General features: G+C 49.1%; 25 protein-coding genes, 2 tRNA genes, 1 rRNA gene and 1 pseudogene. 23 read left to right on the forward strand and 6 right to left on the reverse strand.

Annotated elements, in window-relative coordinates:
- Nucleotides 1-184: 184 nt before the first annotated feature.
- From rrf to AC0YNS_RS24955, 14 genes are all read left to right on the forward strand, one after another.
- Nucleotides 185-301: ribosomal RNA gene (rrf, locus tag AC0YNS_RS24890) — 5S ribosomal RNA — on the forward strand.
- Between the two features lie 141 nt (nucleotides 302-442).
- The gene (locus AC0YNS_RS24895) at nucleotides 443-1,717 is read left to right on the forward strand and encodes a putative glycoside hydrolase (RefSeq protein WP_475783641.1); all 1,275 of its coding nucleotides are present in this window, start codon (nucleotides 443-445) and stop codon (nucleotides 1,715-1,717) included.
- Nucleotides 1,718-1,863: 146 nt separating this feature from the next.
- The gene (guaB, locus tag AC0YNS_RS24900; protein WP_475783642.1) at nucleotides 1,864-3,321 is read left to right on the forward strand and encodes an IMP dehydrogenase; all 1,458 of its coding nucleotides are present in this window, start codon (nucleotides 1,864-1,866) and stop codon (nucleotides 3,319-3,321) included.
- Nucleotides 3,322-3,483: 162 nt separating this feature from the next.
- Complete coding sequence (locus AC0YNS_RS24905; RefSeq protein ID WP_475783643.1) at nucleotides 3,484-4,767, forward strand: D-alanyl-D-alanine carboxypeptidase family protein; 1,284 nt, start codon at nucleotides 3,484-3,486, stop codon at nucleotides 4,765-4,767.
- Between the two features lie 146 nt (nucleotides 4,768-4,913).
- A complete protein-coding gene (pdxS, locus tag AC0YNS_RS24910; protein ID WP_475783644.1) occupies nucleotides 4,914-5,795 on the forward strand; it encodes a pyridoxal 5'-phosphate synthase lyase subunit PdxS in 882 nt (293 codons plus the stop codon).
- 23 nt (nucleotides 5,796-5,818) lie between these two features.
- Complete coding sequence (gene pdxT, locus AC0YNS_RS24915; protein ID WP_475783645.1) at nucleotides 5,819-6,409, forward strand: pyridoxal 5'-phosphate synthase glutaminase subunit PdxT; 591 nt, start codon at nucleotides 5,819-5,821, stop codon at nucleotides 6,407-6,409.
- A gap of 120 nt (nucleotides 6,410-6,529) precedes the next feature.
- Nucleotides 6,530-7,810 carry a serine--tRNA ligase gene (gene serS, locus AC0YNS_RS24920; protein ID WP_475783646.1) on the forward strand — a complete coding sequence of 427 codons (1,281 nt, stop codon included), beginning with the start codon at nucleotides 6,530-6,532 and terminating at the stop codon, nucleotides 7,808-7,810.
- 110 nt (nucleotides 7,811-7,920) lie between these two features.
- A tRNA-Ser gene (locus AC0YNS_RS24925) sits at nucleotides 7,921-8,009 on the forward strand.
- Between the two features lie 125 nt (nucleotides 8,010-8,134).
- Nucleotides 8,135-8,482 carry a hypothetical protein gene (locus tag AC0YNS_RS24930; protein WP_475783647.1) on the forward strand — a complete coding sequence of 116 codons (348 nt, stop codon included), beginning with the start codon at nucleotides 8,135-8,137 and terminating at the stop codon, nucleotides 8,480-8,482.
- Between the two features lie 63 nt (nucleotides 8,483-8,545).
- A complete protein-coding gene (locus AC0YNS_RS24935) occupies nucleotides 8,546-8,722 on the forward strand; it encodes a hypothetical protein (protein WP_192043408.1) in 177 nt (58 codons plus the stop codon).
- A gap of 32 nt (nucleotides 8,723-8,754) precedes the next feature.
- Nucleotides 8,755-8,907 (forward strand): small acid-soluble spore protein P, encoded by a 153-nt coding sequence (locus AC0YNS_RS24940; protein WP_475783648.1) that lies wholly within the window; start codon nucleotides 8,755-8,757, stop codon nucleotides 8,905-8,907.
- 160 nt (nucleotides 8,908-9,067) lie between these two features.
- Entirely contained in the window at nucleotides 9,068-10,141 is a 1,074-nt protein-coding gene (locus tag AC0YNS_RS24945) for a hypothetical protein (protein WP_475783649.1), read from the forward strand.
- Between the two features lie 43 nt (nucleotides 10,142-10,184).
- Entirely contained in the window at nucleotides 10,185-11,660 is a 1,476-nt protein-coding gene (locus AC0YNS_RS24950; RefSeq protein WP_475783650.1) for a methyl-accepting chemotaxis protein, read from the forward strand.
- A 136-nt stretch (nucleotides 11,661-11,796) separates the two neighbouring features.
- Nucleotides 11,797-12,393, forward strand: coding sequence for a Gmad2 immunoglobulin-like domain-containing protein (locus AC0YNS_RS24955; protein ID WP_475783651.1), 597 nt, complete (start codon nucleotides 11,797-11,799; stop codon nucleotides 12,391-12,393).
- Between the two features lie 325 nt (nucleotides 12,394-12,718).
- Here AC0YNS_RS24955 and AC0YNS_RS24960 read toward each other — a convergent pair.
- Together AC0YNS_RS24960 and AC0YNS_RS24965 are read right to left on the reverse strand one after the other, a co-directional pair.
- Nucleotides 12,719-12,844, reverse strand: a pseudogene (locus AC0YNS_RS24960) (hypothetical protein); the annotation flags it as partial.
- A 368-nt stretch (nucleotides 12,845-13,212) separates the two neighbouring features.
- Nucleotides 13,213-13,755: a GNAT family N-acetyltransferase gene (locus AC0YNS_RS24965; protein WP_475783652.1), complete on the reverse strand. Its 543-nt coding sequence runs from the start codon at nucleotides 13,753-13,755 to the stop codon at nucleotides 13,213-13,215.
- Between the two features lie 441 nt (nucleotides 13,756-14,196).
- Here AC0YNS_RS24965 and AC0YNS_RS24970 point away from each other — a divergent pair, with 441 nt between their 5' ends.
- Nucleotides 14,197-14,697, forward strand: a complete 501-nt coding sequence (locus tag AC0YNS_RS24970) for an RNA polymerase sigma factor (RefSeq protein ID WP_475783653.1) — start codon at nucleotides 14,197-14,199, stop codon at nucleotides 14,695-14,697.
- A 271-nt stretch (nucleotides 14,698-14,968) separates the two neighbouring features.
- On the opposite strand, the gene AC0YNS_RS24975 is transcribed toward AC0YNS_RS24970, so the two are convergent.
- Nucleotides 14,969-15,045, reverse strand: a tRNA-Arg gene (locus AC0YNS_RS24975).
- A 263-nt stretch (nucleotides 15,046-15,308) separates the two neighbouring features.
- On the opposite strand from AC0YNS_RS24975, the gene AC0YNS_RS24980 reads away from it, so the two are divergent.
- On the forward strand, nucleotides 15,309-15,569 hold the full coding sequence (locus tag AC0YNS_RS24980; protein ID WP_475783840.1) for a Spo0E family sporulation regulatory protein-aspartic acid phosphatase: 261 nt from the start codon (nucleotides 15,309-15,311) through the stop codon (nucleotides 15,567-15,569).
- Here the strand turns inward: AC0YNS_RS24980 and tadA are convergent.
- Complete coding sequence (tadA, locus tag AC0YNS_RS24985) at nucleotides 15,475-15,960, reverse strand: tRNA adenosine(34) deaminase TadA (RefSeq protein WP_090983895.1); 486 nt, start codon at nucleotides 15,958-15,960, stop codon at nucleotides 15,475-15,477. The genes AC0YNS_RS24980 and tadA overlap by 95 nt on opposite strands.
- Before the next feature lie 349 nt (nucleotides 15,961-16,309).
- On the opposite strand from tadA, the gene AC0YNS_RS24990 reads away from it, so the two are divergent.
- From AC0YNS_RS24990 to cuyB, 6 genes are all read left to right on the forward strand, one after another.
- Entirely contained in the window at nucleotides 16,310-18,565 is a 2,256-nt protein-coding gene (locus tag AC0YNS_RS24990; protein ID WP_475783654.1) for a PAS domain S-box protein, read from the forward strand.
- 61 nt (nucleotides 18,566-18,626) lie between these two features.
- The gene (locus AC0YNS_RS24995; RefSeq protein WP_475783655.1) at nucleotides 18,627-19,343 is read left to right on the forward strand and encodes an NAD(P)H-binding protein; all 717 of its coding nucleotides are present in this window, start codon (nucleotides 18,627-18,629) and stop codon (nucleotides 19,341-19,343) included.
- Nucleotides 19,344-19,375: 32 nt separating this feature from the next.
- On the forward strand, nucleotides 19,376-20,071 hold the full coding sequence (gene rluF / locus AC0YNS_RS25000; RefSeq protein WP_090983899.1) for a 23S rRNA pseudouridine(2604) synthase RluF: 696 nt from the start codon (nucleotides 19,376-19,378) through the stop codon (nucleotides 20,069-20,071).
- Nucleotides 20,072-20,336: 265 nt separating this feature from the next.
- Nucleotides 20,337-21,518, forward strand: coding sequence for a carboxylate--amine ligase (locus AC0YNS_RS25005; RefSeq protein ID WP_475783656.1), 1,182 nt, complete (start codon nucleotides 20,337-20,339; stop codon nucleotides 21,516-21,518).
- An 80-nt stretch (nucleotides 21,519-21,598) separates the two neighbouring features.
- The gene (locus tag AC0YNS_RS25010) at nucleotides 21,599-23,113 is read left to right on the forward strand and encodes a Mur ligase family protein (protein WP_475783657.1); all 1,515 of its coding nucleotides are present in this window, start codon (nucleotides 21,599-21,601) and stop codon (nucleotides 23,111-23,113) included.
- 43 nt (nucleotides 23,114-23,156) lie between these two features.
- Nucleotides 23,157-23,858, forward strand: coding sequence for a cysteate racemase (cuyB, locus tag AC0YNS_RS25015; protein ID WP_475783658.1), 702 nt, complete (start codon nucleotides 23,157-23,159; stop codon nucleotides 23,856-23,858).
- Nucleotides 23,859-23,895: 37 nt separating this feature from the next.
- Here cuyB and motB read toward each other — a convergent pair whose 3' ends face one another.
- Together motB and motA are read right to left on the reverse strand one after the other, a co-directional pair.
- Nucleotides 23,896-24,711, reverse strand: a complete 816-nt coding sequence (gene motB / locus AC0YNS_RS25020; RefSeq protein WP_475783659.1) for a flagellar motor protein MotB — start codon at nucleotides 24,709-24,711, stop codon at nucleotides 23,896-23,898.
- Complete coding sequence (gene motA, locus AC0YNS_RS25025) at nucleotides 24,695-25,495, reverse strand: flagellar motor stator protein MotA (RefSeq protein WP_475783660.1); 801 nt, start codon at nucleotides 25,493-25,495, stop codon at nucleotides 24,695-24,697. Before motA ends, motB begins: the two co-directional genes overlap by 17 nt.
- Nucleotides 25,496-25,758: 263 nt before the next feature.
- Here motA and AC0YNS_RS25030 point away from each other — a divergent pair, with 263 nt between their 5' ends.
- Entirely contained in the window at nucleotides 25,759-26,052 is a 294-nt protein-coding gene (locus tag AC0YNS_RS25030) for a hypothetical protein (protein WP_475783661.1), read from the forward strand.

A 26,052-nucleotide genomic window follows, 5' to 3' on the forward strand; every position in this document is an offset into this window, starting at 1 on the left:
TTCGAGGTGGAAGTGCAGCAATGCATGCAGCTGACGAATACTAATCGGTCGAGGGCTTATCCTACGAACATTCGCTCGGATGTTCAACTTCGGACAACAATCAGCTAATGAAAACCTTCGCAAAGGTTCGTATCCAGTTTTCAAGGCGCAAGCTTTGTACCATGTATCGCTAACGCGATCACCGTTTGGTGGCGATGGCGGAGGGGAACCACGCGTACCCATCCCGAACACGACCGTTAAGCCCTCCAGCGCCGATGGTACTTGGACCGCAGGGTCCTGGGAGAGTAGGACGTCGCCAAGCACGATGAACCGACCGTAATTATACGGTCGGTTTTTTGTTATGTTTTTACCAATGCTGGTTATATCTCCTACACAATTGTATGGAATGGCGGGCACATACTACTGGTAACGTAGTCATTCAACGTACTGGGGGTGCTAGCTGATGATGGCGAAGGACGGTATGAAGAAGATGAGCATGACGATGATTTTGTCGGGAATGATCGTCTGTGCAGGGTGCAATTCGGTTGATCGACAAGATCACATCAGTCTTCCTCCATTAAAGCAACAAAGTCAGACCAACACCGATCTACAACAACTCACTGTAAAACATAACAGCAGATTAGCCCCAAGCATGAAATCAACAACGAAGATCCTAACAAGCACAGCTACTACGAATAGCGAGCAATCCATTGTTGCAGGCTCTCGTAAAATTCACAAGCCGGATCAGCCGGTACGCGGTATTTATGTATCCGGATGGGTGGCAGGCAGTAAGAAACGGATGAACGCCCTTATTGATTTGTTAGATAAGACAGACCTCAACGCCATGGTGATTGATGTGAAGAATGATTACGGTCAATTGACTTACGACTCCGCTCTGCCGGCTGTGCATGCGATCGGGGCTGACCGTCATGTGGCGATATCGGATATCGAAGGGTTAATAGCAAAGCTCAAAGCCAAGCACATCTATGTCATCGGAAGAATCGTCACCTTCAAAGATCCGCTCTATGCAAAGATGCATCCGAGCATGGCGCTGCAGAAGCAAGGCGGAGGCGTATGGAGGGACGTGCAAGGAAAGGCGTGGCTCAACCCTTTTCAGAAACAAGTGCGCCAATATAACGCTGCGATTGCCGGGGAAGCAGCTGCTAAGGGTTTTGATGAGATTCAATTCGATTATGTGCGTTTTCCCGATAACGGGGCAAAGGTGGATCGTGAAGTACGGTATGGAGATCGCGAAGGAAGAACGAAGTCGGATGTGATCGCTTATTTTCTCCGGCAGGGAAGGACGAGCGCGCATAAATCCGGTGCCAGAATTTCTGCAGATGTATTCGGATTAGTGACCTCTTCTACGAATGATATGGGGATCGGACAATCGTGGCGAGCGGTTTCGAGTGCAGTAGATGTCATATCACCGATGACCTACCCATCGCACTATTCGACAGGCATGTACGGAGTAAAGCAGCCAGATCTCAATCCCTACCCGATTATCAGGCAGGCAATGATGGATGCGAAACGGCGAAATGCCATCATTCAGAGCAGCGGCAGTCAGTCGACGGCAACGATTCGACCCTGGCTGCAAAGCTTTACGGCGAGATGGGTTCATCCGCATCAGCAATACGGCGCCGCACAGGTGAATAAGCAAATCCAAGCCGCACGCGAGCAAGGCATCCATGAATTTCTGCTGTGGAGTTCGAATTGCAAGTATGATTATCGTTCGTAATATGGACAAATTCCCCCTGCTCCCTTTGCCTTGACAGCCCCCTACCCCTCTGCTAATATTGCAATAATATACGCGAGCCTATTCAAAAACTGCGGTTTTTGAAGGCTCGTTTTGGGAACGTAAATTGCAAGAGGAGGAACAAGTCTGTGTGGGAAAATAAATTCGCCAAAGAAGGATTAACCTTCGATGACGTACTGTTAGTGCCGCGTAAATCGGAAGTCTTACCGAGGGAAGTAGATGTATCTGTAACACTTGGCCCGAATGTGAAGCTGAACATTCCGCTGATGAGTGCGGGAATGGACACGGTAACAGAGGCTAAGCTTGCGATTTCTATGGCGCGTGAAGGCGGCATCGGTATTATTCATAAAAACATGTCTATTGCGCAACAAGCAGAAGAAGTAGATCGTGTTAAACGTTCGGAGAGCGGCGTTATTACCAATCCTTTCTCGCTGACAGCTGACCACCATGTGTACGATGCTGAAGAACTGATGGGCAAATACCGGATCTCCGGTGTACCTGTTGTAGATCAGAATAAGAAGCTGGTCGGGATCATTACGAACCGCGACCTTCGTTTCATTCATGATTACTCCATCAAGATCAGCGAAGTGATGACCAAAGAAAACCTGGTTACGGCTCCGGTCGGCACGACGCTCCAGCAAGCAGAGGTTCTTCTGCAGAAGCATAAAATCGAGAAGCTTCCTTTGGTGGATGAAACCAACACACTTAAAGGACTTATTACGATTAAAGATATCGAGAAAGCTATTCAATTCCCGCAATCGGCTAAAGACCGTCAAGGACGTTTGCTGTGCGGTGCTGCTGTCGGTATTGCAAAAGATACGCCGGAACGTGCGGAAGCACTTGTTAACGCCGGTGTTGACGTGCTTGTCATTGATACCGCGCACGGTCATCAGAAGAACGTTATTGAGATGGTACGTTTGCTTCGCAGCAAATACGAGGACCTCACTATTGTGGCCGGCAACGTGGCAACAGGGGAAGGTACACGTGAATTGATTCAAGCCGGTGCTTCCGTGATTAAAGTAGGTATGGGACCTGGTTCGATCTGTACGACTCGGATTATCGCAGGTATCGGTGTTCCTCAAATTACGGCGATCTACGATTGTGCTTCGGTTGCACGTGAATATAATGTACCGATCATTGCTGATGGCGGTATCAAGTATTCCGGTGATGTAACGAAAGCTATCGCTTCCGGCGCAAGCGCGATTATGATCGGCAGCTTGTTCGCAGGTACAGAAGAAAGCCCGGGCGAGTCGGAAATCTATCAAGGCCGCCGCTTCAAGGTATACCGCGGTATGGGCTCTATCGGCGCGATGAAAGAAGGCAGTAAGGACCGTTACTTCCAAGAGAACGAGAACAAGCTCGTTCCGGAAGGTATTGAAGGCCGCGTTGCTTACAAAGGACCATTGGCAGATACGGTTCACCAGCTTATCGGCGGACTTCGTTCCGGCATGGGCTACTGCGGCGCTGCGAATATCGAAGCGCTGAAGAACGACACGCAATTTGTGCGGATTACGAACGCAGGCCTGCGTGAAAGCCATCCGCATGATGTTCAAATCACGAAAGAAGCACCAAACTACTCGTTGTAATCAGAGTTACTGCGGCGCTTATATTTTCCTAGCATTAGTAAAGTAGAACTGCCCGGCAGGAAGATGGTGGGATTCACCGTTTTCCTGTCTTTCTTTTTTGGTAACAGCTCTCTTTGTGTTACAATACTAGAGAGAATGAATGATAGAAGAGGAGAGAAGACGTTGAAACCGAAAAAGGGCTGGGTACGCTTTGTACCGACCATTTGCGCGACTGTAATTGCCACGATGCTCACTGTTAATTTAGGTTCCCACACTACTTATGCCGCAGAAGTGACACCGAATCCGCTGGGAATAGAAGTTCGTTCAGCTGTCCTCATAGATGCAGATACCGGACAAGTACTCTATGCTGTAAATGCCGATAAAGCTTACCCGCCGGCAAGTATGACGAAGCTGATGACAGAGTATCTCGTACTGGAAGAGATTACAGCAGGTCGCTTGAAGCTGACAGACATGGTAACGACTTCGAAGGAAGCTTCAGACATTCCTCCTGATGGTTCCGCAATCTACTTGGCTGAAGGGGACGTACATTCGGTCAAAGATTTATATATGGCGATGGCTGTTCAGTCCGCTAATGACGCTACAATTGCTCTTGCCGACCACATTTCGGGAACAGAGCAAGCATTTGTTGCCAAGATGAACGAGACGGCGAAGGCGCTTGGACTGACAACGGCTAATTTTACAAGTGCGACGGGTCTAGCAGAGACGACTGTTATTTCGGCAGGCGATTTGGCTAAATTCGCAAGCATTCTGGTAAAGAAGCATCCTGAATTCCTCGAATTCTCAAGCACGCCAAGCTACAGATTCCGTGAGCGTGACAAGACGGACATGATTAATCTCAACTGGATGCTGGAATCGAACAAAAACGTGCAATCGTTTAAGCAATTTGCCTATCCGGGTGTGGACGGAATGAAAACCGGCTATATCGGTGCGGCAGGTTATTGCTTCACAGGAACGGCGAAACGCGGCGACTTGCGTTTAATTTCGGTTGTCATGGATGCGGCTTCTAAATCCGCGCGATTCGTCCAAACGGCAAAATTGTTCGATTACGGATTTAATAATTTTGAGAAAAAGACGATTGTTGCGCCGAAGACGGTTGTAGAAACGGCAAAGACGGTCAAAATAAAGAAGGGTAAAAAGAAGGAAGTGCCGATCATGACGGCGTCCGACGTGACTTACCTCGTGAAAAAAAATGCAACGCCTAGCATTGAGCTGAAGAACGTAACGCTGAAATCGGAAGATGAGCTTGTAGCTCCGATTGCAAACGGTCAAGAAGTTGGCACAGCTACGTACGCGTATAAAGATCCGGATACGGGCAAGTCCATCGAGAAAACAGTGAAGCTGATTACTTCCGAGGAAGTGAAGAAGGCCAGCTGGTGGCGCCTGATGTTCCGCGCACTTGGTGGCTTTATCTCCGGCTTGTTCAAAGGGATCGTTGATTTGTTCTAGATAAATGAATAGGCAACCCGTGTACTTTGAATTGATGGTTGTCGATTTTTCTACTATGATGTAAAATTATTGGTTAGAGTAGCAAGTCCGGAACGATTCACATTCACGGATGACATTGCAAAAACTTTTTGGGAGGATTCACGAACATGGAAACAGGAACTTCACGCGTAAAACGCGGTATGGCTGAAATGCAAAAAGGCGGCGTCATTATGGACGTTGCGAATGCTGAGCAAGCAAAGATTGCTGAGGCGGCAGGCGCAACGGCTGTTATGGCCCTTGAGCGTGTACCTTCTGATATTCGTGCTGCAGGCGGCGTTGCCCGCATGGGAGACCCGACAATACTTGAAGAAGTAATGAAGGTTGTATCGATCCCGGTTATGGCTAAAGCTCGTATCGGGCATTATGTAGAGGCTCGCGTATTGGAAGCACTGGGTGCAGACTATATCGATGAGAGCGAAGTGCTCACGCCGGCTGACGAAGTATTCCATATCGACAAACGCGAGTTCACTGTACCGTTCGTATGTGGAGCGAAGGATCTTGGGGAAGCCCTTCGTCGTATCCAAGAAGGCGCAGCTATGATGCGTACGAAAGGCGAGCCGGGAACGGGCAACATCGTTGAAGCGGTCCGTCATATCCGTTTGATCACAGGTCAAATCCGTAAGGTACAGAACTTGTCGAAGGACGAGCTGTATGCAGAAGCTAAAAACCTCGGCGTAAACTATGATCTGCTCCTGGATGTTCATCAAACAGGCAAGCTGCCGGTAGTAAACTTTGCAGCAGGCGGCGTGGCAACACCTTCCGATGCTGCATTGATGATGCATCTGGGCGCTGACGGCGTATTCGTGGGATCCGGTATTTTCAAATCCGATAATCCGGAGAAATTTGCCCGTGCTATCGTTGAAGCTACAACGCACTACACGGATTACAAGCTGATCGCAGAAGTGTCCAAAAACTTGGGCACGCCTATGAAAGGCATTGAAATTTCCAAGCTGAATCCTTCCGAGCGTATGCAGGATCGCGGCTGGTAATACCGGAAAGAAGGCATGAACCGATGAAGATTGGTGTACTGGCGCTTCAAGGCGCCGTTGCGGAACATATACGAAGCATAGAAGCCGCGGGTGGTGAAGGCGTCGCTATAAAGCGGACGGAACAGCTGCAAGAGCTGGACGGCCTCATCATTCCCGGCGGAGAGAGCACTACGATCGGTAAGCTGATGCGTCATTACGGCTTTATCGAGGCGATTCGCGATTTCTCCGAGCAAGGCAAGCCGATCTTCGGCACCTGTGCAGGTCTCATCGTACTTGCTAACCGTATTGAAGGCCAAGAGGATGCGCATCTGCAGCTGATGGACATGACTGTCGCTCGCAATGCATTCGGTCGTCAACGCGAAAGCTTCGAGACGGACTTGCCGATTAAAGGAATCGATGAGACGGTGCGCGCGGTATTTATCCGTGCACCGCTTATCAAAGAAGTATCGCCAAACGTGGACGTCCTGTCGACATATAACGGTGAAATTGTAACGGCACGCCAGGGGCATTTGCTGGCCTCGTCTTATCATCCGGAGCTGACAGACGATTATCGTCTGCACGCGTATTTCCTAGATATGGCGAAGGAAGCGGCGGCCGCTGCGGCTAAAGAATAACGGAGAAAGACTGCGTATGCGCAGTCTTTTTGCCGTTTGGGCTCTCATGGTATGTCTGTCCGTATGAAGGACGCTCCAAGAGGCAATAAATGAAAATGATAAAGAGAGGGGTTACCTTTCGTGTTAGATGTTAAATTGATGCGCAATGATTATGCAAAAGTAGAGCAAGCTCTGAAGAATCGCGGCAAGTCGCTTGATTTGATCGCAGGGTTCCCTGCGCTGGATGGCAAATGGCGCGATATGCTGCAGGAGACGGAACAGCTGAAGAACCGTCGTAACACCGTTTCGCAAGAGGTTGCGAAGCTGAAGAAGAGCGGCGGAGATGCAGAAGCGCTTATTCTTGAAATGCGCGAAGTTGGCGACCGCATTAAGGTGCTGGATGAAGAGATTCGTGCAGCAGAAGCGGATATTGCGGATCTTATGCTCGCAATCCCGAACGTACCGAATGAGTCGGTACCTGTTGGTGCATCGGAAGAAGATAACGTGGAAATTCGTCGTCATGGGGAAGTGCCTGCGTTTGATTTTGAACCGAAGGCGCATTTTGAAGTGGCACAGGATCTGGGGATTCTGGACTTCGAGCGCGCAGCGAAAGTAACCGGTTCGCGTTTCGTGTTCTACCGCGGTCTGGGGGCTCGTCTGGAGCGTGCACTGATTAACTTTATGATGGACTTACATAGTGATGAGCACGGCTACGAAGAAGTGCTGCCGCCTTATATCGTGAACCGCGATAGCTTGATCGGTACCGGCCAGCTGCCGAAATTTGAAGAGGATCTCTTCAAGATTGCGGATACCGAGTATTATCTGATTCCAACAGCAGAAGTACCTGTGACGAATATTCACCGCGAAGAAATTCTGTCTGCCGAAGATCTGCCGAAGAATTTCGTAGCTTACAGCGCTTGCTTCCGTTCGGAAGCCGGTTCGGCCGGACGCGATACGCGCGGTCTTATCCGCCAGCATCAGTTCAACAAGATCGAGCTGGTGAAGCTGGTTAAGCCTGAGGACTCCTATGCAGAGCTCGAGAAGCTTACTGCAAACGCTGAGAAAGTGCTGCAGCTGCTTGGCCTGCCTTACCGCGTACTGACGCTCTGCACAGGCGATATGGGCTTCACATCGGCGAAGACGTACGACCTTGAAGTATGGATTCCAAGCGGCGGCACATACCGTGAGATTTCCTCCTGCTCCAACTTCGAGGACTTCCAAGCGCGCCGTGCGAACATTCGTTACCGTCCGGAAGTGAAGAGCAAGCCGGAATTCGTGCACACGCTGAATGGCTCGGGACTTGCGGTGGGACGTACGGTTGCAGCGATTCTGGAGAACTTCCAGCAAGCTGACGGTACAGTCGTTGTACCGGAAGTGCTTCGCCCTTACATGGGCGGACTAGCCGTTATCGGACCACGTTAATACGAGCTTCATTATTATTGGACTGCAGGCGTAATTTGGAGTTGCTTATCCGAATTCGTCTGTGGTACAATATGTCTTGTGACCTTTTGAAATAGGTGACTTTATACATTGGAGAGGTACCGAAGCGGTCATAACGGGGCGGTCTTGAAAACCGTTAGGGGGCAACTCCACGTGGGTTCGAATCCCACCCTCTCCGCCATAACTTTTACAGCACAGCGCTCAAGCGATCATTCGCTTGGGCGCTTTTTTCCTATTTGCTTCACGTTCCAAGCCGCATAAAAAGGCAGCCAAAACCGCATATTATCGGCATGGAGGTGGTAAGCGATGAGCAAACACGACGAGTTGTCGATTGATCAACAGCAGCTGACTGCAGCATGGCAGCGTACGCTGCAGGAAACGATTCAACCTGCAGACCGCGCCGAGGTTCTGCCGGATGAGGCCGATCCAAAAGCTCTACGCGTCACGATTCATATAGCAGGACACCAGATGTACACGTTTGATTTTAAAGTGACCTATGTGGACAGCCGCGAAATTCAAACGACTTTAATTGATGTGGAGAAAGACGGACGTACGGTGGATGAACGCACGGACATTATTCAACAGCTCGTGCAAGATTATACCCGCCATATTCATGAGTGCGCACAGGCGCTGCACGGGCTGACGCATGCTTAACGGAGGTGGAGCCTAACACCCGGCAAGGGCTGTACGCCAAGCGAAAGGCAGGAGATACAAGCGATGACGAAGGCTAAAGGTACCGCAGATAAAAACTTAAGCAATGTCGTAGAAGACTTAGATCAGAACCCTGTTAACAGCCATCATGCGCAGCAGCTGCAGCAGGATACGAATGATCGCAGGCATCAGGATCAATTGAACCATGATGAACCATCGGATCTGTTTCATTCCCGGAGTTAACCCGACTATTTGATTAGAGAGGTGCTTTTGTAATGGGTAAACCCAAGAATGTTCCTGTACCTAATCCCTTTGAGAACAACGACTCCAAGTCGCGTTCAGGCGGTTCAAGTCAACAAGCGCCTCATAGCGGCTCGAAGAAGACGAAGCAGGCTAATCATGTGAGCCACAATAATCCAGAAGGATAAGCTGCAGCTCGTATAACAATCCACGTTCAGCCCTCGGAAGCCGGAGATTCACCGGTAGACGGGGGCTTTTTGCGTGCGGGCATGCCATGATTTTAACCTTTCGGATTGGGACGGGATGGGGTAAAATTGAAGGTGCTCATATGAGGAGAGGGGTTCTGAAATGAAAGTATTGAAACGGGGAACAGCCGCGCTGCTCGTGGCTTCGCTTGCCGTTCTGGCGGGGTGCAGCTCAGCGGCGTCACCGAAAGAAGCGATGATGGATGCGATGGCCAACAATCAGAAAGCAACCAGCATGACATATAAAGGAACATTGACCTTCAACGATTTGGTGCTACCTCCGGCGGCAGCGGATGCTGCTGGGAATGCGAATTCGGCCATGACGTCGATGATGCTCTCCTTCTTGAAGGGGACCGTCATTAATGTACACGGTTCGGTTCAAAAATCGCCTATGCGTGCAGAGCTGACGATGGATGTTACGCTTGGCAGCGGCGATGTGAAAATCAATGCATCGATTCCAATGATCATTACAGAAGATAAAACATGGATTAAGGTACCGCAAATTCCGGGGCTTCCGCTGCCGGAGACGATTGCAGGCAAATTCGTGGAAATTGATATGAAGAAGCTTGAGCAGGAACAAGGCGCTGCCGATGTTGCTGCCTCCCCGCAGGTGGGACAGGACCTCCTGAAAGCACTGGTAGACAGCTTGGATGAGAAAACGTACTTCAGCGAGCCTGAAGCTGCGGATGTGAAAGGTTTGGCTGCCGATCATAAAGTCGATCAGCTCGTTCGTTTCTCGATCAACGAGAAGAATGTTGAAGCGGCGTGGACGGCGATTATGGAGAAGGCGGCGCCTCAGATCATTGATATTTTGCTCAATAATGAGGCTTATATGAAGCTGTTCAAGCTTACGAAGGCCGATCTTGAGGCTGCCAAGAAGGAGCTGGAGGGGAAAGAGGACGGTAAGGTCAAAGCGGCTGTCGACGAAATGAAGAAATCGATCAAGATCAACCAACTGGACGTTACCGGCGGGATTACGGACGAATATTTGACGTATGAAGGCTTGGATATGAATATCGAATCGACAGATTCCGCACAAGGGATGAAGCTGGGCATTCATTTCGACCTCTCCTTGGACGATATAAATAAGGAGATTAAATTTGAGTATGAGCTGCCGAAAGACGCGGTGCCTGTAGAGAAGATCCAGGAGATGCTGGGCTTGCCGAGCGGTTCGTAGAACGGGTTTAATCCTACTTTGAGATCGGGTAGGGGTTGAAAGGATGACACAGTCAGAATTGCAGGTCGCGGATTTATTTTATCGGAATCGTATTGTATTTATGGGCTTGATCGCGTCATCGGTTATTTCGGTTGGCAGCGTTATGGCGCTGAATTTAATTCCAGGTGCAGGTAAATGGATGATTCTTGCTATTTCCGTCGTGCTGCTCGCGGTTCTTGGGATTATGCTGACTCGCAAGGCGGGTATGCACATATTCCCTTATGTCGCTGTCGGCGGGAGCGCGGCACTGACACTTTATCTTATGTTCGATGTCGTATCGATTACGAATTTCTTCTCGGTCTATTACATTGTAGCCATTGCGGTTATTTATATGAGATGGACGCCCTTGCTGTTAGGACTCAGTATCGGATTGTTCATGAACATCTACGTGTTAATTGTACAAGGTCCGAAGCTTGGCGAGCAGCTGAGTTCCAGTACGGCAATTGGGATCTTCGTGTACTTCGGGCTTGTGAGCGCGCTTCTGATTGCACTTGTTCAAGCGGGGAAGTACTTCGCGGCTCAAATGGAAACGATGCGTGCGCAGTCTGAAGTGGTAACGAAGCAGCAGACCGCTCAGAGAGAGCAATTGCTTGCGCAGGTGGAGTCGATTGCAAGCAATCTGATGCAAATTACAGAAGCCAGTGAAGCCAATCAAGCCTCGTTCCGCGAGATGACGCATGCTTTCCAAGAGATTACGGAAGGCGCGAATACGCAGGCTTCCTCTACCTCCGATATTTCGAGATTGGTGCAAGAAACGCATGTGCGGCTGGAGACGATGGACAATTCGCTTTATCAGCTGCAAGCCCAGTCAACATCAGCCAACAGTTCAACAACGAGCGGCGGCGAGAAAATGGACGAGCTTTACGAGACCATCTCGCAGTTCCAGCTCTCGGTTAAAGGGATGTCCGAGCAGATGGCGGCACTGGATGGGGTAATCGGGCACGTCAGTGAGTTTACGGAATCGATCGTCCGGATCGCAAGCGAAACGAACCTGCTTGCGCTTAACGCAAGCATCGAAGCGGCTAGAGCCGGGGAGTCCGGTCGTGGTTTCGCTGTTGTAGCTGGCGAGGTGCGTAAGCTGGCTGAGCTCTCAGCCGGGACGGCAGATGCGATCTCGGAGCAGCTCGAGAGCATGCAGAATCAAGCCGATGCTACGCGCGGCCTCATGAACGGGATTGGCCATCAGATGGCATCCAGCAGCCGGATTACGACGGATATGCGTGAAGCGTTCGTGGTCGTGCGTCAAACGGTGGAGCAGCTTGCACAGTCGCTGGAGCATTATCGCGACACCATGACCGCGATCCGCGGTGCAAGCAGCTCGATCGAGAGCGCGACGGAGAATGTGGCTGCGGTTAGCCAGCAGTCTTCCGCAACGATGGAGCAGCTGTCTGCAACGATTACTACGCTCGCGGAGCAGAACGAGCGTACGCTGCAGCGGATCAAAGAGGCGAGTGGTTCTGTACAGTCGCTGGTGAGTTAGATGGAGGAAGCCTTCAACATTACGTTGTGATGTTGGGGGCTTTTTTGCATGGGTAGGGTAAGTGTCGATGTCCCCGCATAGGATGTACTATCGGTAGTCCAAATCGGGCGTTGCCCATGAAAAGAGTGTGAAGGCGATGAAGCATATCCGCGGATTCATAGTCGGTGCATTAACCGGAAGTATGATCATGCTTGCCATGCCGACAGTAGGTGCAGCGGTGAAGCAATATGTGCTCGGGGACGCCGCTTACCCGATTGTGGTGAACGGTACAACCTATGAAGATGAGAGCCTGCCGGTTATGAATTATAAGGGCAGCACCTATGTGCCGCTGCGAGCAGTCGGTGATTTACTGGGTGCAGGTGTAGAGTGGAACAACACGCTGAGACAGGTGGAGATTTCGTACGGTACCGGCGAAACGTCTGCGCAAAATAATGCGTTTCGCAACGTCGAGGTCTCCGGGAGCGGGGGCAAGTACAAGGTAACCGGCGAGGCGAGAGTGTTCGAGGCGATGATGAATTATGCTGTGGAGGACGGGCACAACTACTTGCTGGAGAAGAACTATATGCTTCCTGAAGGCGCGCCGGCCTGGTCGACTTTTGAGCTAAGTATCGTGATTCCGGCGAATAAGCTGCCGAAGAACGGAACCTTGATGCTGCAGATCTTCGAGTATAGCGCGAAGGACGGCGGTAAGGTAAACGTGCTCAATTTCCCACTTGAGACGTTTATGGAGTGAGCTGTTGGTCGCGTCGGTTAAGAGTGAACAAAACAAAGAGAACTCATACGCCAATGAGTTCTCTTTGTTTTTGGAAAGGCTCGTTAACTACACCGGTTATTTCGGTGGCTACTCTTGTCTATTGGTGAAGCAATCCAATCTGGGAAGGATACGAACCGCTTTTATTCTAAATCCTGCAGGAAAGGCAACATTATTACCCAATTTGAGGTTACTGCAGATTATTGTTGCTCAATATGCAACATTTCGAAGGGAATGAGCAGATATGTGGCGATTTGAGAAGAAATTGCTGCAATAAATGCAGCATTTCCTCTACGAGGCCTTAATATCAGTTGAAATGTTGCACAAATGGCAGCATTTTAGAAGTGTGGCTGGACTTATTTGCCCGCGCCGTAATCTTTCCTTTATGCTGATCGGTAATGGATTTGGCGATGGCAAGGCCTAGGCCGTGTCCGCCTTGTTTGCGGGATCAAGATAGTAACAAGACGGCTAGAGCCGGAATTTGTAACGGTTGTCAGCGAGCCTATTTCATGAAAAATTGGACTTTTAAACCGCTAACGGTTGTGACAGAGGTTATATGCAGTAAAAGGGTTGATTCCGACTGAAAATTGATCATATAAGCTCATTGGCAACCGTTAGCGTATAAAACCCGGCTTTTTATGTGAAATAGCCACTGTCACAACCGTTACAATTCTGAATGCGGTGATTAGTGGGACCCTTGAAGCTTCGTGGCTGCCAAATAGCTATTCGCACAAAAAAGAACCGCACACAGCTGCGGTTCTTTTGTATTTCAATTATGGCACACAAGCGAGGCAGCTCATGCTAGTTATGTTCGGATAGGATCGCGAAGATTTGGTGGTCTTCCCATTGGCCATTGATCTTTACGCCACGTCGCTCAATACCTTCTTTATGGAAGCCTGCCTTTTCTAAGACGCGCATTGAACCTGTATTACTCGGCATTACACCTGCATCAATGCGATGTAAGTGAAGTTCATGAAATGCAAATGCGACGGTTAACGAGACAGCTTCTGTCATAAGTCCCTTGCCGTTATAGTGCCCGTCCAATTGATAACCAATCATGCCCCGCTGAAGCGGACCGCGATAGATTTGGTTAAGGGACACGCTGCCGATCAAAGTGCCGGATTCCTTGAGGAAGATCCCGAAGTTATATTTCTTATCTTCTTCGCGCTGCTTGATCGAATCGCTAATAGACTGACGTTTCGATTCAAGCGTGTAGAAATCATCTGCGAAGAGGGGAGAATACTTCTGAAACAATTCGCGGTTTCTCACTTGCATATCAAGTAATGCTTCTGCATCCTGAACCTCTAAGAAACGAATATATACGCGGTCACCCGTAACATTCATCGTCATTTGCCTCCTGATTCTGTCTGCCCATTCACCGCCTGAAGCAATTTGCCTGTCAGGAATGTTCGGATATAAAACAAAAAACCTGCAATGTGGCTTTTAAGAATAGCGCACCCCGTACGATTCGAACGTATGAATTGTACCTGTTTTGAGGGTTGTTTACAAAATTATATAGAAGAAAAATAGACCACTTAAGATAAATTTAAACTTTTTCCTACCCTTTTCTTAATGCGCCTGCCTTATTCTCAATCTATGGAAGGCAAGTGGACAACTACGACATTCTCTACGGCGGACAGAAGTCTGCGGAAGAAGCGGCAAACTTGATTCAGAACCGGATTACGACTGTATTGAACGAGTAAACGGAAGCTTTTATCGAAAAGATTGCAGCCCATCGAAGCGTGCTGAATGTTAAGGGATATGACAGAAAGGAGGGAAGAAATAATGAACGATGTGTTCAACGCGCTATATCAGAAGCACTATAAACGCTTTTATTATTATGCCTACTCCATTTTGCGGGATCACTTTCTGGCTCAAGACGCGGTACAAGAAACGTTTATCAAAATCTTCCGGAGGTTTAACACCCAGAAGGTCGATGACATTCAAGAGGCATTGCTCAATGTCATCTCCAGAAATACCGCGATCGATCTGTATAGGCAAAGAGTCAGAAGACAGGAATTCTCGCACGATCGCATAGAGATCATTTCGGGTGCCGTCGACGGGGGAATAGAGCGTTGCTTAGAAAACTTGGACGAGTACGAGGTGCTGCTAAATGGCTTGAAGCCGGAGCAGCGGAAGATGCTGCTGCTTGTATATGGCTACGGACTGACCTACAAACAGTTGGCATCGATCCAAAAAATATCGATCGGAGCCGTGAAGACGCAAATTCATCGCGCCAAGAAGAAGCTTCTGGCGATATCGCGCGATATGGAGCCTGCTTACTAAAATGGGATAACTCCTTCCAGGCAATGGAGCATGCAGCCCCAATTAACCTAAATGGTATACATTGCAAGGGGATTTAATTCGTTTTCCCGAGCAAGTATAAAAAAGACTCCTGCGGTATACGCAGGAGTCTTTGACTAATTCCTCTTCTATTACATGCCAACCTTGGCGGATAGTTCGTTAGAAAGTTCGTTGTAGACGTTGTGCCTTACGCCAAGCCTATCGCTTCATTTACGTTTGAACATACGCAGAAGCAAAACGGATTTGTATGAAATGGCGCGCCCGATACGATTCGAACGTACGACCTGCAGTTTAGGAAACTGTCGCTCTATCCTGCTGAGCTACGGGCGCGCGGCAAGGATAATAATAGCATGAATGCCAAATCGGGTGCAAGCAAGTCTATTAGTCCTATTGATGCTGTATAACAGTGAGAAAATAGTCCTGATAAAAGGATTTTCTGATGAAAACTGTCGAAACTTTACCCCATTATCGGGGAGAAGTGTCGACAAGATTTTACAAAATTAATAGCATGCACCATATATAATGAATGTAGTTACTAACTGTAACTAAGTAGATGTGATAGGAGATGTACCGAGGGCGTCATGAATGACAAAATGAACCTACTCCATGAGTTGCAGGTGCTTCGTACAAAGCTGTTCGAAATGGCTGAAGCCCGCGGAAGTTTAACTGACCCTGAGGTACTTGCAATAAGTGAAGCTGCAGATGAACTTATCGTAACGCTACAACAGATTCAGCGAGAAGAACTAGTAAGCGATGCTGCTAGATACGCCTTCTCAGACGACGGAAAAAGAGGGTTAATAAATCCGAACATTCTTGCTGCATCAGACCGCCAAGTAGCTCAGTCTCATGATTGAAGCGAGGCTCCTGCAGTAAATTCATTAATGTGCCGGCGCAGCCTGCCTTGGGGTCGGTTGTGCCGTACACCACTTTTCGAATACGACTCTGTACCAGTGCCCCAGCACACATCGGACATGGCTCCAGCGTCACATAAAGCGTACAGTCCAGCAGCCTCCACGCATTCAAATGCTTGCTAGCCTCCCGAATCGCGATCATCTCCGCATGCGCGGTCGGATCTAAATTCGTCTCCCTCAAATTATAGCCCCTGCCGATGACTTCGCCATCCTTCACAATGACCGCGCCAATAGGCACCTCACCGATTTCTTCCGCTTTCTTCGCCTCCAGGATGGCTTCCTGCATCCACTTATAGTCTTCTTCTCGAAAAAAATCCGTCCCAATCGCCGTCATGAATTATGCCTCCGGTCCTGTTCTATATAATGAGTTATACCCATTCGACGTCAATCGACTGTCGAATTGTGCCGCGAACAAATATTCGTTGTTAACAGGTTGTGCATAGAATTGTGGATAACTCGTGATTATTCACAGATCTGTACACAAACTATTAAATTGTCTTGTGAATATGGGGAGAAACATGTGTATAACTATTGGGCATACTAACATATCGCACACCCGATTCGACTTTTTTTTTGCTCAGGTGAAAAGAGGAAATGATGCGCGAGATTGCTTTCATTTTATGCCAATTATGGTATGATCCAAGTAGCTGTCAACAGGCTGGTGTCGAAGGATGTGTCGCATAATGTCGGTTAAAACTAAACTATCAGTCATGATTTCCTTGATTGTATTCGTGCTGCTCGTTCTTAATGTGATTCTGAACGAATATTCGACGCGGGTCAATCTAAGGGACGACATTCAGCTCAAAATGATGTCGATCAGTCAGCAGGTTGCGGCAAACGTCATTCAAAATACGAGGGAAATCGAATTCGTTCAAACGGTCTTGTCCGATAAGATGAAGTTGGCTTCGTTCTCTGCAGCGAGCCAGCTGCCGTATCATGCCGATGAAGTCACTTATGAGCAGCTGAGACAGGTTGCAGAGAATGTTGGCGTTGCGAGCATGTCTTTGCTAAAGCAGAAAGGCACAAAGTATTATGTCGTCCAATCGACTAATCCGCCGGAGATCGGCGATGCCAGTAATGTTTGGGCCGCACACAAATCTCAAACGATCGAGCAGGAGACGCTTAATTATGAGTTCTGGATAGGACCGGACAAGCTGACGCTGACTGACAATACGGTTCTGGGTCAAGAGAGCTTCTATACGGACCGTAATTTGGACTACATCATTCGATTCTATATGAAAAGCGACCAATTCACAGATATACGGAAGATCTCCCATACGACTTCATTGTTAGCGGAACTGAAGACAGGTAATCCGACAATACTGGAGATTACGGGATTTAATCCGGACCTGTTTGGTGACGAGCCCATTAAAGAAATTCCTTCTATCGTGAGCATCGAGCAGTTGAAGGAACGAGCGGTTTCGTTCGGCAGTTATGAATATGGGCAAATAGAGAAAGATAAGAAGAGTATGAAGGAATCGTTGCAGGGCAAAATGGTGTTCCGCGAGGAAACGATTAACGATCATGCCGTAATAAAGAGCTTTATTGCGCTGAAAGAGCCTGTTCCCTATGTGATTGGGCTTGTGTTCGACAAGGCGCCTATTATGAAGCTGGCGGATGAACAGCGTAACAATCAAATCTTTATTTCGATTGTGCTGCTTATCGTTGTTGTATTCTGCAGCTATTGGTTATCGGATATTCTGCTGCGGCCGGTCCGTTCGATACTGTGGAAGGTAAACGAAGTGTCCTTCGGGAGATTCGACGATACCATCGAGGTCAAGCGGAAGGATGAATTAGGTCAGCTGGCGCAGCGCGTGAATGCCATGTCGAAGAACCTCAACATCTATATGACGAAGCTGAAAATGGCGTTCGAAGAGAACCGATCCATGAAAGAGTATTTGGAATCATTCATTAATCATACGACAGATGCCATCCATGTCGTGGACTTGGACGGCCGCATTACACAGGTGAACCGAGCATTCGAGCAATTGTTCGGTTATACGACGGAAGAGGCGATCGGGCAGATGCTTCCGCTTGTTCCGGAGCATTTGTACGAAGAAGAACAGCAAACCATGGAGCTGCTCAAATCGGGCAAGCCGCTCGCCGCTCGCGAGACGCTGCGAGTAACGAAGAACGGCGATTGGATATCCGTCAGTGCAACGACATCGCCAATCCAAGACAAGCACGGAGAGCTCCGTGCCATCGCGAGTATAACCCGCGATATGACAAGCCGTAACAAGATGGAGGAACTGCTGCGCAGGTCAGAGAAGCTCACGACAGTCGGCCAGCTGGCAGCCGGCGTAGCCCATGAAATTCGCAATCCGCTAACGACGTTGCGAGGATTTCTGCAGCTGCAGCTCGAAACCGAGAAGCTCAATACACGTCATGTGGATATTATGCTCTCGGAGCTTGATCGTATTAATTTGATCGTCAGCGAGTTTCTCATCCTGGCTAAACCGCAGGCGACGCGCTTTGAGGTGAAGGATGTTCGTTTTATTCTTGGCGATGTCATATCATTGCTCGATAGCCAGGCACATCTGTGCGATATTGAGTTCGAGACGTATTTTGACCTAGAGAATTGCCGAATCTCGTGTGAAGAGAACCAGTTGAAGCAAGTTTTTATCAATGTGCTCAAAAACGCGATCGAAGCGATGCCGGAGGGCGGGCGGATCACGATTGAAGCGAGGCGGAATGATCAGCACCATGTCAACGTATCCATTACGGATGAAGGAATCGGCATTCCGGAAGAGCGGATCGCGAAGCTGGGTGACCCATTCTACACCGATAAGGATATGGGAACCGGGCTCGGTATCATGGTCAGCCAGCGCATTATTCAGACGCATCAAGGGATGCTGGAGATCAAGAGCAAAGTGAATGTGGGTACGACGGTGAACATCCTGCTGCCGCTAAACAAAGAGCAGGCGCTTCTTGAAGTTTAGTTAGTCTGGGTAGCTGCATGGATGGCCACCTATGAACAATACATGCAAGAAGGTGATACGCATGGAGGCATCGGCGCCATACAAAGCGCTCCTGGTTGGAGCTACCGGTCTTGTGGGTGCTTCACTGCTGCGGCAATTGCTGCAAGACAGCAGATGCAGCGCCGTTACGATTCTCGTCCGCAGGCCGCTCCGTGCTACTGCTGACGAGATCGGCTCGAACAGGAAGCTGACGGTGATCACAGCGGATTTCGACCGCATGGATGAGGCGCTGGCCGGCGTAGAAGCGGATATCGTCTTCTGCACGCTGGGCACAACGATCAAGAAGGCCAAGACGCAAGAAGCCTTTCGGCAGGTAGACTTGGCGTATCCGGTGGCACTTGGGGAATGGGCGGCGCGGCACGGAGCGGCGAAGATGATCATTGTTTCCGCTATGGGAGCGAATGCATCGTCCTCGATCTTCTATAACCGGGTCAAAGGTGAGATGGAGGCGCAGCTGAGCGCACTTGGCTTGCGGGAGCTGCATATTGTGCGACCGTCTCTGCTGCTGGGGAAGCGGGAAGAGTTCAGGCTCGGGGAGAAGGCGGCTATCTTACTCACGCCGCTTCTGAAGCTCATCATGCAAGGCGCGCTTCGTAAGTACCGACCTGTTGAAGCAGAGGATGTCGCTGCTTTCATGGCTAGCTTGTGCCGCCGGTCTGTCGCGATTACGGGGCAAGAAGCGGGAACTTTCGTAAAAATCTATGAAAATGATGCAATACAAGCTAAAATACAGCTATAAGAAGCACTTTTCATGCGGGGTGAACACGGCAGTTGAGGATTAACAAGTTTATTAGCGAAACAGGCTATTGTTCCAGACGTGAAGCGGATAAGTTGGTAGAGGGCGGACGCGTTTCCATTAATGGCGTCACGGCCGAGCTTGGGAGCCAGGCGGAGCTGGGTGACGATGTACGGATCGATGGGAAAGTAATCGGCGAGCAGAAAGGCCATGTCTATATTGCACTGAACAAGCCGGTTGGCATTACAAGCACAACCGAATCGCAGGTCGAGGGCAATATTGTTGAATATATCGGGCATCCGGAGCGGATTTTTCCAATTGGCCGACTGGACAAGGATTCGGAAGGGCTAATTCTTCTTACGAATGATGGCGATATCGTCAACCGAATTCTGCGGGCGGAAGGCAAACACGAGAAGGAATATATCGTGACCGTAGACCGGCCTGTCACGCCACGATTTCTGAAGGCGATGAGTGAAGGCGTTCGTATACTAGGCGCGATGACGCTGCCTTGTAAGGTAGTGAAGGAAGGCGACCGCGTATTCCGGATTACGCTGACCGAAGGAAAGAACCGACAGATTCGGCGGATGTGCCAGACGTTCGACTACAATGTCAGGAAGCTGCGCCGCGTGCGGATTATGAATATTCAATTAGGACAGCTTGCGAGCGGTAAATGGCGCGACCTTACGAATGGCGAGCTGAAGGAACTGTTCACGCTGCTCAACTATCAATAAGTTTCGACACTTTTCCCGGGAAATAAGAAGAAACCAACATCGTCCGACATGGGGTCGGCGGTGTTGGTTTCTTGTAATTCTAAGCAACGTGTAGGCGTTCCTATACGTTGCTTAGAGTCGTTTAAACGGTCGATTTTACCTCTATAGCTAGCAATAATAACATTTGTAATCCTAGAATACATGAAGTAAAATTATATAGGATTGTCAACGCTTTGCATAGAGGTATTTATAAAAAAATATATTCAAACAGGATGTGCGTTTGTTAATGAGCAACAAGGCCGTCATATTGGGATGTAATTATTATATAGGTTTAAGCACGATTCGTTGCTTAGGCATTCATGGCATACATACGGTTGCGGTCGATTATACGGATAAAAACACGTACGCCGTGAAGTCCAAATATTGCTCAGAGCGGCTGATTGCGCCTCACTATAAAGAAGACCCGAAAGGTTTTATTCAATTTCTGAAGGCTTATGCGGACAAGCAGACCGTGAAGCCGGTTCTCATTCCTTGCCACGATTCCTATGTAGAAGTGGTGGACGAGTATCTCGATGAATTGAGAGAGAGTTTCTTGATTCCACAGACGGAGAAAGGTCTCTATACGAAGCTGATGAACAAGGAAACATTGCAGCGAATCGCATTAGAGATGGGTGTCGCGGTTCCGGAAACGGTTCGTGTTGGCGAAGACAATTTCAAAGAGAAAATCGACACGATTATTCAATATCCATGCATTATTAAACCTGTTGATTCCCCGTCATTCGTAGCTAAATTTCGCAAGAAGCTATTTAAGGTGAATAACCAGACAGAGCTGGAAGCAGCGATTGCACGCTCACATGAAGCGGGTCTGGAAGTTATCGTACAGCGTATCATTCCAGGCTTCGACGATCATATGTATACGTTCGATGCCTATATGAACCAGGATGCGAAGGTGACGCACTGGGTAACCTGCCAGAAATTCCGCCAGTATCCGATTAACTTCGGCGCTTCCGTATACACGGGGCAGCGGTATGTTCCTGAACTGTATGACCTGGGTGCCAAATTCTTCGAAGCCGTGAAGTTCAAAGGTTTCGCGGAGATCGAGTTCAAGAAGGATGCCGTTACAGGCCAATACTACTTAATCGAAATCAACGTTCGGATAACGAATTTAAATAACCTCTTGTACCGCACAGGCGTGAATATTCCTTATATTACGTACCGCGAGCTGACAGGCTCGCCGCTTCCGCCGCATGCGGTCAAGAAGGATACGGGTCTTGTATTCTGGTATGCGTATGAGGATCTGCTGGCGGTTCGCAACTATATCAAGACTAAGCAGCTTACCGTGGGACAAGTTATCGCTTCGTACTTCAAGCCTAAGGCGCACGCGATCTGGGATTGGAAGGATCCGAAGCCGGCTTTCGCGTTTCTAGGTATGTTAGCAGGCAAAGCATTAGGCAGATTCAGCAGATAATCGACGATCGATTACAAAGCAGGCGCTATAAGACGGACATCAACTTGGTGCTATGCGGATAGAAAGAAGGGATTCATTCTATGACTAGATTACAGGAACTGCTTCAAGCGACAACGATTATCGAGTCGTTCCAGGCAGAGGATCTCACGATCAGCGGCATTTCTTATCATTCACAGAAGGTGTCACCGGGGCACCTATTCGTTTGTATAACGGGCTATAGCACGGATGGTCACAAGTATTTGCGCGATGCGGTTAGAAGCGGCGCGGTTGCCGCAATTGTTGAGTATATCCAAGAAGATGTGCCGATTCCGCAATATGTCGTGCCTAACAGCCGCATTGCGATGGCACAGCTGGGGGATGCTTACTTCGGTCATCCGTCCTCGAAGCTGAAGATGATCGGCATTACGGCGACCAACGGGAAAACAAGCACGACCTATATGACCAATGCGATTCTGGAGCATCATGGTCTCAAGACCGGACTCATGGGTACGGTTATTATCAAAATCGATGATGTACAAATTCCATCCGAGCTGACGACGCCGGAATCGCTTGATCTGCAGTCCTATCTGGGCCAAATGGTTGATCGCGGCGTATCGCATGTCAGCATGGAGGTTTCCTCGGCCGCGCTGGAGTCGCACCGAGTAGAGACGGTGGATTATGATATTGTTTGCTTCAATAACTTAAGCCGCGAGCATATTGATTCTCATGGGACGTTCGAAAATTATTTTGAGGCTAAGGCGAGCTTGATTAAAGGGGCCGGGGAGCATAGCTATGCTGTGCTTAACCTGGATAACGAGTATTCGGCTTCGCTGGTCGATCAGACAAGCGCAAAGGTCGTGACTTACGGTCTGAAGAGCAGCGAGGGTACGCTGTATTGCAAGGATCTGGATTTGTCGACCGGACGAGCCAAGTTTACGGTTGAAATTAGGAAGCCGTTCGAGGGAGACGGAGTGGCGTACACGCCTAGCGAGTTCCGCGTCGAGCTGCGCATTCCGGGTCTGCATTCGGTCTACAACTCGATGGCGGCAATCGCAATAGCGCTGCTGTGCGGCGTACCCATTGCAACGATTCAGGAAACACTGCGGACCTTCGGCGGTGTAGAGCGCAGATTCGAGTTTATTCACGAAGATGCGTTCATTATGATCGATGATCATTTTGCCAATCCGGGGAACATCGACGTGACGCTGGAAACGCTGCGTTACATGGACTATGAGCAGTGCCATTTTGTCTATGCAATCCGTGGCAATCGTGGGCCGATCATTAATCGTGAGAATGCAGAAGCGATCGTGAAATGGATGAACCGTCTCGAGATGAATGAGATTATCGCGACGCGCAGTGAGTCTCATGTGAACAAGAACAATACCGTTTCCGATGAGGAAGCGGATGTGTTCATGGAAGTGATGGCGGAAGCGAACATTGACGTGAAGCTGTATCGCGAGCTGCCGGATGCGATCTCCTACGCGTTGTCGAAGGCAGAGCGCGGTGATGTGATTCTACTGGCGGGCTGTCAAGGGATGGACCCGGGGGCGGAAATTGCGTTAAAGCTGCTGAACGATACGAAATCGGCGGTTTCGGAGCAAGGCCAAGAAGGGTAACGAATAACGAATGCTATAGATTAACTCATATAAAGTAGGTTGAATGATGGAACAGAGAAGTCGGTTGGGTGTACTTGGCGGAATGGGGCCGAAGGCGACGAGCGTATTTATCGATCAAATTATCGAGAGTACGGTTGCGGACAGAGATCAGGATCATATTGATATGGTCATACTCAATCATGCTTCGCTTCCGGATCGAACTCATGTCATTCTTGAGAATAGTCCCGAACAGTTTCTGCGGATGATTGAGAAGGATATCCGGCTGCTGGAGTATGCCGAGGTATCCAATATCGCAATCCCGTGCAACACGGCGCATTACTACGTAGACGAGATGCAGCAGATGACGCAGATTCCGATTATCAACATGGTGGAAGAGTCCATCAAGGTCATCCACGAGGCATATGGGGATGGCTGTAAAGTCGGCATTCTTGCTACGAATGGGACGCTGCACAGCGGAATCTACAGTGAATCTGCGCGGAAGCATAAGCTCGTGCCGCATCTGCCGTCAGATGCGATGCAGCAGCAAATCATGAATATGATCTACAAGGATATCAAGCGCGGCGTGCAAATCGACCCGCAGGAGCTTGAGGATATCATTCATCTGTTAATTACGGAAGATGGATGTCAGTGTATCATTATCGCTTGCACGGAGCTGTCGATTGTTCCCCTTAGCGAAGGGACGAAGCAGCACTGTGTCGATGCGATGGATGTGCTGGTGAAGCGTTCCATCGAGCTGTCCCTGTAAATGTGAAAAACCGTCAGAACCCTCTGACGGTTTTTGTTTATTTGGTCGCAGCTACGGATACAGTGGCATCTTTGCTGGCATCGGTATACTTCCGAATAATCGAAACTTCAACGCGGCGGTTCTTGGCACGTCCAACGTTGGATGTATTCTGCGCAATCGGGCGATACTCGCCGAAGCCGATTGTACTGAATAGATGCGGATCAAGCTTCTTATTCAGAAGCAGGATGTCCATGAAACGGATGGCCCGCATGGAGCTTAGCTCCCAGTTGGATTCGAACTCTTTATTGTTAATCGGTACATTATCGGTATGGCCGGATACTTTCACTTCGTAATCCGGGTACTTCTGCAGCATGTTGGAAATTTCAACGGCCAGCTTGCGCGAATCCGGCTTGACCTTCGCACTGCCCGGTGAGAACAAGGAGCTGTCGGAGATCGTGATCGTAAGCTGGGATTGGTTGAGCTTCGTATCGAGCTGCGTAGTCAGGCCATTCGTCTTAATGTACTGGTCGACTTGTTTCTTGAGCTTCTCGAGGTCCTCTTGTTCCTTCTGCTTCAGAGCCTCGATGTCTTTCTTCTGCATATCTTCGTTGGCTTCGCGGCGTCTGGTTTGAGTGGCATCTTCAAACTGATGGGCGTTGCTGATGACTGCGGATTGTTCCAGTACGCCAATACCGCTGCTGAACGCAATATTGAAGGCTTTGCTCATATCTTGAAATTTCTTCGAATCGGTCGAACTCATCGCATACAATACGATAAATAAGGCGAGTAATAGGGTAAGGAGATCGGCATATGGAATCAACCAGGTTTCGTCGATGTGCTCCTCGTGATGTTCGCTTTTATGCTTTTTGCTCAACGGCCTCGGCTCCCTTCTGACTCAGTTTAATACGTTCAGTTGGTGTTAAGAAGACCGAGAGCTTCTGGTTAATCGCGATGGTGGAAACACCGGATTGGATGGACAGCAGGCCTTCAACCATCATGAGGCGCAGTTCAACCTCACGCTTGGAAAGACGCTTGAGCTTATTGGCAATGGGGTGCCACAATACATAACCGGTGAATATACCTAGAAGAGTAGCAACGAACGCGGCTGCGATCGCATGTGCGAGCTTCTCCATGTCACTCATATCGGCAAGTGCCGCGATCAGGCCGATTACGGCGCCAAGAACCCCGAGCGTAGGTGCATACATGCCGGCTTGGGAGAAGATAAGAGCTCCCGCGCGGTGACGTTCTTCGGTAGCGGCAATGTCCTCGAGCAGTACGTCGCGTACGAGGTCTTGGTCATTACCGTCTATGATCATTCTCATCCCATTGCGAAGGAACATATCTTGAATATCGTCTACTTTGGATTCTAGTGCTAGAAGGCCCTCACGGCGTGTGATTGTTGCCCACTCCATGAAGAGGGCGATGACTTCTTCGCGTGGCAGCAGCTTCTGAACGGTGAAGATCATTTTGATCAGCTTGGGGAATTTCTTCAGTTCGCTCAGCGGGAAGCCGATGAAGAGTGAGGCTGCAGTTCCGACAATGATAATCATAAATGCAGCGGGGTTAGCTAAATTGGAGATCGGAGCACCTTTCAGCGTCATACCGACGAGAACGGCTATGAGTCCAAGTGCGATACCAATTACAGTAGATTTTTCCATGACACACCTCGTCTAATAAGATAATAAGGACATTGTAACCGACCTAATCGGTTATGCCCCGGAGAACGGGAAACAGCTTTAGACAATCTGATGTGTCAGACTGACAAAATGAATAGCATTTCGACAATTCTATCTCTATTTATTATCGTCAGAAAGAGCGCTCAGATTAGAGCAAAATGGATGTTTTAGCAGTTTTCATCTGATTTCGTGTAAAATGAAGACATAAGAGGCGAGAATAAGAGCTGAAAGTGGGGCAATTGGAAATGGGAGTTAAACATGCAAGGGAATACAGCGATATTCTAAGCGAGTTGGCGGAAGCCATGCATTCTATCGGGGATGGCTATCTGTTCTTCGAAATGGAGACGGCGGACTGGGAAGAGCTGGAGGAAGCGCAGCGAGTCGAGTTAATGGAGGCGCTCGCAGATGATGTGTTCTATGCGCTGGGTGAGGAACCTGTCCTTCATGTAGGCGGAGGTGTCGTGGCTTACCGTCCGAAACATCACGTTATTGAAGTGTCGGTGGATCAGAAGGAAATTCGGATAATCCGATTAATTTAA

The sequence above is a fragment of the Paenibacillus sp. J22FR21 genome, from assembly GCF_056269135.1.

Excerpts from the sequence above, each read along its gene's own strand:
- pdxT (WP_475783645.1), top strand. The coding sequence starts at position 5,819 with ATGAAGATTGGTGTACTGGCGCTTCAAGGCGCCGTTGCGGAACATATA.
- AC0YNS_RS24955 (WP_475783651.1), top strand. The coding sequence starts at position 11,797 with ATGAAGCATATCCGCGGATTCATAGTCGGTGCATTAACCGGAAGTATG.
- AC0YNS_RS25030 (WP_475783661.1), top strand. The coding sequence starts at position 25,759 with ATGGGAGTTAAACATGCAAGGGAATACAGCGATATTCTAAGCGAGTTG.
- AC0YNS_RS24930 (WP_475783647.1), top strand. The coding sequence starts at position 8,135 with ATGAGCAAACACGACGAGTTGTCGATTGATCAACAGCAGCTGACTGCA.
- AC0YNS_RS24945 (WP_475783649.1), top strand. The coding sequence starts at position 9,068 with ATGAAAGTATTGAAACGGGGAACAGCCGCGCTGCTCGTGGCTTCGCTT.
- AC0YNS_RS24950 (WP_475783650.1), top strand. The coding sequence starts at position 10,185 with ATGACACAGTCAGAATTGCAGGTCGCGGATTTATTTTATCGGAATCGT.
- cuyB (WP_475783658.1), top strand. The coding sequence starts at position 23,157 with ATGATGGAACAGAGAAGTCGGTTGGGTGTACTTGGCGGAATGGGGCCG.
- AC0YNS_RS24895 (WP_475783641.1), top strand. The coding sequence starts at position 443 with ATGATGGCGAAGGACGGTATGAAGAAGATGAGCATGACGATGATTTTG.
- AC0YNS_RS24965 (WP_475783652.1), bottom strand. The coding sequence starts at position 13,755 with ATGAATGTTACGGGTGACCGCGTATATATTCGTTTCTTAGAGGTTCAG.
- AC0YNS_RS24990 (WP_475783654.1), top strand. The coding sequence starts at position 16,310 with ATGTCGGTTAAAACTAAACTATCAGTCATGATTTCCTTGATTGTATTC.
- AC0YNS_RS24935 (WP_192043408.1), top strand. The coding sequence starts at position 8,546 with ATGACGAAGGCTAAAGGTACCGCAGATAAAAACTTAAGCAATGTCGTA.
- motA (WP_475783660.1), bottom strand. The coding sequence starts at position 25,495 with ATGGAAAAATCTACTGTAATTGGTATCGCACTTGGACTCATAGCCGTT.
- AC0YNS_RS24940 (WP_475783648.1), top strand. The coding sequence starts at position 8,755 with ATGGGTAAACCCAAGAATGTTCCTGTACCTAATCCCTTTGAGAACAAC.
- tadA (WP_090983895.1), bottom strand. The coding sequence starts at position 15,960 with ATGACGGCGATTGGGACGGATTTTTTTCGAGAAGAAGACTATAAGTGG.
- pdxS (WP_475783644.1), top strand. The coding sequence starts at position 4,914 with ATGGAAACAGGAACTTCACGCGTAAAACGCGGTATGGCTGAAATGCAA.
- AC0YNS_RS25005 (WP_475783656.1), top strand. The coding sequence starts at position 20,337 with ATGAGCAACAAGGCCGTCATATTGGGATGTAATTATTATATAGGTTTA.
- AC0YNS_RS24970 (WP_475783653.1), top strand. The coding sequence starts at position 14,197 with ATGAACGATGTGTTCAACGCGCTATATCAGAAGCACTATAAACGCTTT.
- AC0YNS_RS25010 (WP_475783657.1), top strand. The coding sequence starts at position 21,599 with ATGACTAGATTACAGGAACTGCTTCAAGCGACAACGATTATCGAGTCG.
- AC0YNS_RS24995 (WP_475783655.1), top strand. The coding sequence starts at position 18,627 with ATGGAGGCATCGGCGCCATACAAAGCGCTCCTGGTTGGAGCTACCGGT.
- AC0YNS_RS24980 (WP_475783840.1), top strand. The coding sequence starts at position 15,309 with ATGAACCTACTCCATGAGTTGCAGGTGCTTCGTACAAAGCTGTTCGAA.